At 72.2% G+C, this 7,553-nt stretch carries 1 protein-coding gene and 1 pseudogene; one reads left to right on the top strand and one right to left on the bottom strand.

Going from position 1 to position 7,553, the window contains the following annotated elements; translation table 11 throughout:
• Positions 1-463 (bottom strand): annotated as a pseudogene (locus ACZ4EF_RS26940) (hypothetical protein); the annotation flags it as partial.
• A gap of 19 nt (positions 464-482) precedes the next feature.
• On the opposite strand from ACZ4EF_RS26940, the gene ACZ4EF_RS26935 reads away from it, so the two are divergent.
• Entirely contained in the window at positions 483-7,499 is a 7,017-nt protein-coding gene (locus ACZ4EF_RS26935) for a hypothetical protein (protein ID WP_467506618.1), read from the top strand.
• The last annotated feature ends 54 nt before the right edge of the window (positions 7,500-7,553 follow it).

The following is a 7,553-nucleotide window of genomic DNA, read 5'->3' as shown; positions in this document are numbered from 1 at the left end:
CTGAGTCGTCGCCGGTGCCGTTGAGTCCGAATCCGATGGACAATCCGGGGCGTCGGTTGGGTGGTCCGGGTGAGAATCCGTTCCCCGCGCCGGAGTCGAAGCCGCAGGGTTCCGGCGGGCCGGAGTCGCACTCCGACCCGATGGCGAATCCCGGTCGGACGCTGGGCGACGGGAAGCCGGTACCGGCCAGGGAGCCGCGTTCGGGTGGTTCTTCTGAGTCGTCGCCGGTGCCGTTGAGTCCGAATCCGATGGACAATCCGGGGCGTCGGTTGGGTGGTCCGGGTGAGAATCCGTTCCCCGCGCCGGAGACGAAGCCGCAGGGTTCCGGCGGGCCGGAGTCGCACTCCGACCCGATGGCGAATCCCGGCCGGACCTTGGGCGGCGCGAAGCCCGCGCCGGATTCGGGCTGGAAGGAGCCGGGTCGGGGCGGATCGTCCGGGACGTCATCCGGAACGTCGTCCAAGCCCGTCAGCTCCGATCCGATGGAGAATCCGGGACACCGCCTGGGCGGCGGCATCCCGGACCCGAACGGCCTGTGGAAGCCGCCCGGTTCAGGCAACCGGGGCGACGGCTCGCACGGGGCCGGACCGAAGCTGCCGCCCGCGCCGAAGCAGCCAACGCGCAAGGGTCCCGGTTACGACGGTCCTGCGACGCTCGACGACGTACCGGGCGGGCGGCCGAACTCCGGCAACGGGAGTTCGGGCGACGGCCCCGGCAATCTGCGTCCTAACCAGGGCAACAGCAGCCACACGCAGATCGAGACCGCGCCGCCGCCGCACGAGCCCGGTTCCGGTAAGGACTCCGGTGCCGGGAACGGCAGTCGGCCCGACGGCGGCCAGACCGTACCGCCGGTCGGCAAGGAACCCCCGGCCGCCGCACCGCACACGAAGGAGGCCCCGCCGACCACCGCGGCCCCCGAGCCCAAGTCGCCCGCTCCCTCCGGCAAGGAGGGCAAGCAGCCCCAGAACGGCAAGTCGACGTCGGAGACCACCACCGAGCCGGCCCCCGCCTCGTCGGACAAGGGCAAGGGCAAGGAGCCCGCGACGGACGAGGGCAAGGGCAAGGAGCCCGCGACGGACGAGGGCAAGGGCAAGGAGCCCGCGACCGATGAGGGCAAGGGCAAAGGCAAGGAGCCCGCGTCGGAGGAGGCACCCCCCTCGGAGCACGTGCCGCCGGGTGAACAGCCGCATGGGCAGGAGGGGTCGGGCCACGGTCCCGGTCTGAGCGAATTCGACAAGGTGATCCTGGCGCACGAGATCAACCGCGAATTGCACCGGCTCGATCCACGCCGACCTCCGGTCCGCCCCGGGGACGTGGACGAGCTGCACGCCCAACTGCCCCACTGGCGGCAGCGCATGCCGTTGCGGCCACGCGGTGAGGCGATCGCGCAGACGATGGTGACGGGCAAGCCGCTGTCGCTCCCCGGCGGGTCCTCGCATTCGGGTTCGGGAGGATATTCCAGGACGTCCGTCTTCACCGACCCGAGGGAGCAGAGCAGGCCGCCGGTCTCGTCCTCCGGGCGCCGGTCGAGCCGGCGGTCCTATCCTTCCCCCGGGTCGGTCCAGCGGCCTGGCCTGCTGTCCTACCCCTCCTCCGCGCTCGGCCGCCGACCGATCGCGCCGCCCGCCCCTGCGCCGAGGAGGCAGCCCAGCAGCTCCGGGTCGCGCGGGCAGTCGTACGCCCCGCCGCCGTCGGGATCGAGCCGACAGTCGTACCCGCCGCCGTCGGGATCGAGCCGACAGCCGTACCCGCCGCCGAGTTCGAGCCGACCGCGCACCCCCTTCTCTGACATCGGGGACGTGGAGATGATGGACGCGCCGCCCCCGGAGCACGCCCCCTTCTACGCGCCGACCGCGACGGTCCGGCCCCACGGCATCTCCGACAGGCATTGGCACGACATCCTGGAGGCCCAGCGGATCTCCGATCGATGGCACACCGATTACTACCGGCGAATGGGCCTTCAAGAGGAGGCGATCCGCCAGAACCTGCGGAATCAGGGAATTCCGGTCTCTCCGCACGACACATTGCCGTTCGAGCCGCTGCCGCGCGAGATCGAGTTGTTGAACTTCGGTCATGAGGTCTTCGCCGACGTACGCCGCATTCTCCACGGGGGCCAGTCGAATCAGGCGTCCTCGGTCGCGGCGACGGGCGGGGCGCTCCAGATTCGCCTTTCCCTGGCCCGGCAGGTCGCTCCCCGGGAGCAGCCCAGAAATACCATGGAACAACTGGGGCAGAGCGCGGCCACGGCATCCATCACCGGCACGGGCAACTGCGGTGAGCACGCGGCCTTGACCTACACGCTCGTGAACCGGCACAGGCTGCCCGACGGCATGCGTATCTGGTACGTGCCGCTGAATCTGCACCGGGGTGAACGCGGCGACAACCCCGTCGCCCCGTACACCGACCATGTGTTCATCGCGGTCGGTTATCCCGAGCGGCCCCGTAACATCGTCATGCTCGACCCGTGGGAGGTGAACGCGACTCCGATCTTCGCCGGGGATCCCGCTTTCCGCTTCCCGTTCCTGGTCGGTCCGCGCAATGCGCCGTCGATCAACCCGCGGGCCGTTCTTCTGCCGAATGACGGAATCGACTACCTGGCCATCGGCCATCGTCAGATCGGGCACGAAGTCCACGACATCATGGATTTCACCGGTACGCCTCTCCCCGCCAGCCAGTACCAGGGGGTGTACAACATGTATCAGGACTTCGCCATGCCGGCGCCCGTCCGGAACATGTATCCGGCCGGCCCCGCGTGGGACGCCTATTTCGCGCACCGGCACCCCCAGCAGCCCGGCTTGATCCGGCCGGGCGGTTCGTCGGGTCAGCCGTCGGGTCTGATCCGGCCGGGTGGTCCGTCGGGTCAGCCGTCGGGGCTGATCCGGCCGGGTGGTCCGTCGGGTCAGCCGTCCGGCCTGATCCGGCCGAGCGGTTCGTCGAGCCGGCCGAGCAGCTCTTCGGGTCGGCCGGCCGGGCCGTCGAGGCAGCCGAGCGGCATGTCGCGTCAGCCCAGCGGTTCTTCGCGTCGGCCCAGCGGCTCATCGCGCCAGCCTGGCGGCTCTTCGGGTCAGCCCAGCGGTTCTTCACGGCGGCCGAGCGGCTCGTCGCGTCGGCCGAGCATGCCGTGGGACCAGCCGGGCGGCCCGGCCCGTACGGTGGGCGGTTCGCCGGACACGGGGATCGATCCGATCCGGGAGCAGTGGGGCATCGGGCGGGTGGTCACGCTGGCGGAGCCGCGCTCCGGCACGGGTCTGGTGCGCGGTCCTGCCCCGGAGACCGGTCCGCGTACGACCGGTCGACCTGGTGAGTTCGCGGTGTTCGACCTGCCGCTGCCTCCGGCCGACACGCCGTCGTCGTCACGGCCGTTGGGGTACGAGGTCGATCCGGGCGGCTGGATCAGGCTGCCGGACGGCAGCGTGCTGTCGCCCGGCGGCTGGGTCAGCTTCGGGGACGACTTCATCCACACCCCCACGGGCGCGATCATGCACGGCGACAGCGGCTGGATCGGCGAGGTCGGCAACATCGAGCAGATCGCCGAGACGTGGCACCACTTCGACCCGTCGGCGGCCCCACACCTGCCGGTGCCCTCCGGCGACGGCCTGCACATGGTGCCGGTACACCCCGGCGACCAGGCCGTGCACATCCCGCTGCGGCCCCGTACCGACTCGGAGACGCAGGCGGCGGCCCCGATCGCGCACCCCAGCTCCGGGACGCCGCGGCCCCGTGGCCCCGTGCCGACCGGCACGGCGGGCACATCGGGCACGGCGGGCACGGCGGGCACGGCGGGCACATCCGGTTCACCCGGTCCGTCCGCCAAGGGCAAGGAGCCCGCGACGGAGGGGACTTCCGGCTGGGACGAGACGCCCGCGGCGGCCTGGGCGCCCGTCGCCCGGCCGATGGCGCCGACGCCGTCCGCCGTGCCGTCGCCTCCCGCGCAGGGGACGTCCGGCCACGGTTCCGACCTCAGTGAATTCGATCAGGTGGTCCTGGCCCAGGACATCAACACGGAACTGCACCGGCTGGACGCGACGCATCCGCCGGTGACGGTGGCCGATGTGCCGGAGCTGCACGCGCAGTTGCCCGACTGGCGGCAGCGTATGCCGCTGCGGCCGCGTGGCCAGGCCATCGCGCAGATGATCGTGACCGGTCGTCCGATGTCGCTCCCGGGCGGGTCATCGTCGTACTCGGGTTCGGGAGGGTATTCCAGGACTACGGTCTACACCGATCCGAGGGAGGAGAGCAGGCCGCCGGTGTCGTCTTCCGGTCGCCGGTCGAGCCGCCGGTCCTATCCCTCCTCCGGGTCGGTCCGGCGGACGGGCGTGTTGTCCTACCCCTCCTCCGGGTTCACCCGCCGACCGAGCAGGGAGTCCTCCTTCGCCGAGCCGAGCAGGCAGCAGTACCCCTCGTCGGGATCGAGCAGGCAGCAGTATCCGCCGTCGTCGGGATCGAGCCGACAGCCGTACCCGCCCACCGCCGGATCGAGTCGGCAGCCGTACCCGCCGTCCGCAGGGTCGAGCAGGCAGCCGTATCCGCCGTCCGCGGGGCCCAGTCGGCCGCCTGCGCGCTCCTTCGAGCCGGAGGACGTGGAGATGGCGGACGCGCCGCCCTCGCCCCGCCTGCCGAGCTGGCAGCCCGCCCCCTTCTACGTACCGACCGCGACGGCTCCGCCGCCCGGCATGGCGCCCGAGCAGTGGTTCGCCATCGAGCGGCTCAACCGTCAGTCCGTGCAGTGGCACACCAACTACTACGCGCAGCGGGACGCGGCCGAGGCGGCGAGTCGCGGCGGACGGCGGGTGGGGATGGGCGAACCCCTTCCGCCCGACATGCTCCCGTCGGAGCCTTTGCAGAACGAACTGTGGCTGATGGACCTCGGCCATGAGATCTTCGCCGGGGTACGCGAGATCCTGCACGGGGGCCAGTCGAATCAGGCGTCCTCGGTCGCGGCGACGGGCGGGGCGCTCCTGGTGCGCAACCACCTGGCCCGTCAGGTGCCCCGCGTTCAACCCCGCAATATCCAGGAGTCGTTGGGGCAGAGCGCGGCCCAGGCGTCACTGGTCAACACCGGCAACTGCGGTGAGCACGCGGCCCTGACCTACGTCCTCCTGAACCGGAGGCAGCTGCCCCCGGGGATGCGGATCTGGCACGTGCCGCTCAACCTCCACCCGGGCGAACACCCGTTGCACGCCATCGCGCCGTACACCGACCACGTGTTCATCGCGGTCGGCTATCCCGAGCGGCCTCGCAACATCGTGCTGCTCGACCCGTGGGAGGTGAACGCGACTCCGATCTTCGCCGGAGACCCCGCGTTCCCCTTCCCGTTCCTGGTCGGTCCGCGCAACGCGCCGTCGATCACCCCGAGGGCCGTTCCGCTCCCGCACGACGGGGTGGACTACCTGAACGTCGGTCTCAGCCAGATCGACACGGGCGCGATCCTCAACATCATGGACTTCACGGGCACGCCCGTCGCGGCCAGTCAGTACGAGGGCTTGTACAACATGTACCAGGACCTCGCGATGCCGTCGCCCGTCCGGAACATGTATCCGCCCGGGCACGCTTGGGACGTCTACTTCGCGCACCGGCACCCTCGAATTCCGGGCTCGAACCGGCCGATTGGCGGTTCGTCAGGTCGGCCGGGAGGGTCGTCGGGCCGCCCCGGAAGTTCGTCGCGGCGGCCGAGCGTGTCCTTGAGCCAGCCGGGCGGGCTGTCGCGCCGGTCCAGCGTGTCCTCGGGGCGGCCGAGCGGACTGTCACGGCAGCCGAGCGGTATGTCGGGCCAGCCCAGCGGGTCTTCGAGCCGGCCCAGCGGGTCTTGGGACCGTCCGGGCGGGTCGTCGGGTCGACCGAGTGGGTCGTCGAGCCGACCGAGCGGGTCGTCGGGGCGGCCGGGAAGTTCGGCGGGGCGGCCGAGCGGCTCGTGGGATCTGCCGGGCAACCGGTGGGGAGCGCGGGGCGGTTCGCCGGACGTGGGGATCGATCCGATCCGGGAGCAGTGGGGCATCGGGCGGGTGGTCACGCTGATGGAGCCGCGCTCCGATACGGGTCTGGTGCGGGTTCCCGCTCCTGCGGCGGGTCCGCGTACGGCCGACAGGCCCGGTGAGTTCGCGGTGTTCGACCTGCCGCTGCCTCCGGCCGACACGCCGTCGTCGTCACGGCCGTTGGGGTACGAGGTCGATCCGGGCGGCTGGATCAGGCTGCCGGACGGCACGGTCCTGTCTCCGGGTGGCTGGGTCAGTTTCGGTGACGACTTCATCCACACCCCGACCGGCATGATCATGTACGGGGACAGCGGCTGGATCGGCGAGGTCGGGAACATCGAGCAGGTCGCCGAGGTATGGGACGAGCTCGATCCGTCCGCGACCGCGTACGTGCCGGTGCTCTCCGGCGACGGCCTGCACATGGGGCCGGCCCTGCCGGGGGACGAGGCGGTCCACGTTCCCGTGACGCCTCGTACCGGCACCTCTTTCGCGGCGCCGCGCGTGCGGGCGGGCGCGGACGTTCCGCCGGGGAAGGGCAAGGAGCCTGCTACGGATCAGGCCCCGGCGGCGGGCGAGGTCCCTGTCACGTACGAGGCTCCTGTCACGGAGCAGGCGCCCGGGTCCCGTCCGGTACCGGTCGAAGCCGTGGTACCGGCGGTACCGGCGATGCCCGTGGCACCAGCGGCACCGGCGATGCCCGTGGCCGTACGTCCGTCGCACGCCGCCCCCGAACTCCCGTCCCCCGCACGCTCGCAGGAGGACCGGCTGGCCGAGCGCGGGCTGGCGCCGCTGTACATCCTCGACCAAGGGGACGCGGTGACCCACGCGTTGACCGCCGTCGCGCCGGTGGAGAGCGGACGGCTCGTGGGGCACGGACGGCCCGCCGGGTCGCAGGAGTTGCGGGACACCCTGGCCGACGCGCTCGTGACCGACGCGCAACGGCCGCCGGGGGAAAGGCGGTTGTGGCCGCCGCTCACGGGCCTGACCGCCCCCGGACGGACGGCGCCGCTCGTCGGCTCCGAGGAAGCGGCCGTCGAAGCCGTACGTACGGGGACCGGTTCCGATGACGCGGACTGGCTCGTGCTCGCGGTGGCCGCACCCGTGCTCGGGCTCCGGGTCACCGTACTGACGCCGGACGGAACCCCCTGGACGGCAGGACCGGACGACGGCCGCCCCGTCCTGCTCTTCCAGCAGGCGGACCCCGCTCCGTACACCGCGCGGTGGGCGGCGACCGAGCCCATCGGCGGCGTACCGGAGCAGCGGCCCGTACCGCCCGTATCGCCGCTGTCGGCACCGGAGTTGGCTCCGGACCAGGCCCCGGCTCCGGTGCCCTCGGCACCCGACCGGCACGTGGCGGCCACCGTCCCGTCCTCGCCCCCGTCCGCGCCCCTGTCCGCGCCGCCGTCAGCGCCGCTGCGACTCGGCTTCGGTACGGCCAGTGGCCCGCGGCGCCGGGCCGCCTCCGGCGGGGAACCGGCGCCCGAGGTCTTCTTCGGCTCCGAACCGCGCCCGGCCACGAGGCGGTGAGGGCGAGAGCGCCGATCGCCCCGGACGCCTCGGCGGATCCGGTGCCCGCACCGG

The sequence above is a fragment of the Streptomyces sp. NPDC025721 genome (assembly GCF_055558595.1).
This window is presented reverse-complemented; position numbering and strand designations above follow the sequence as displayed.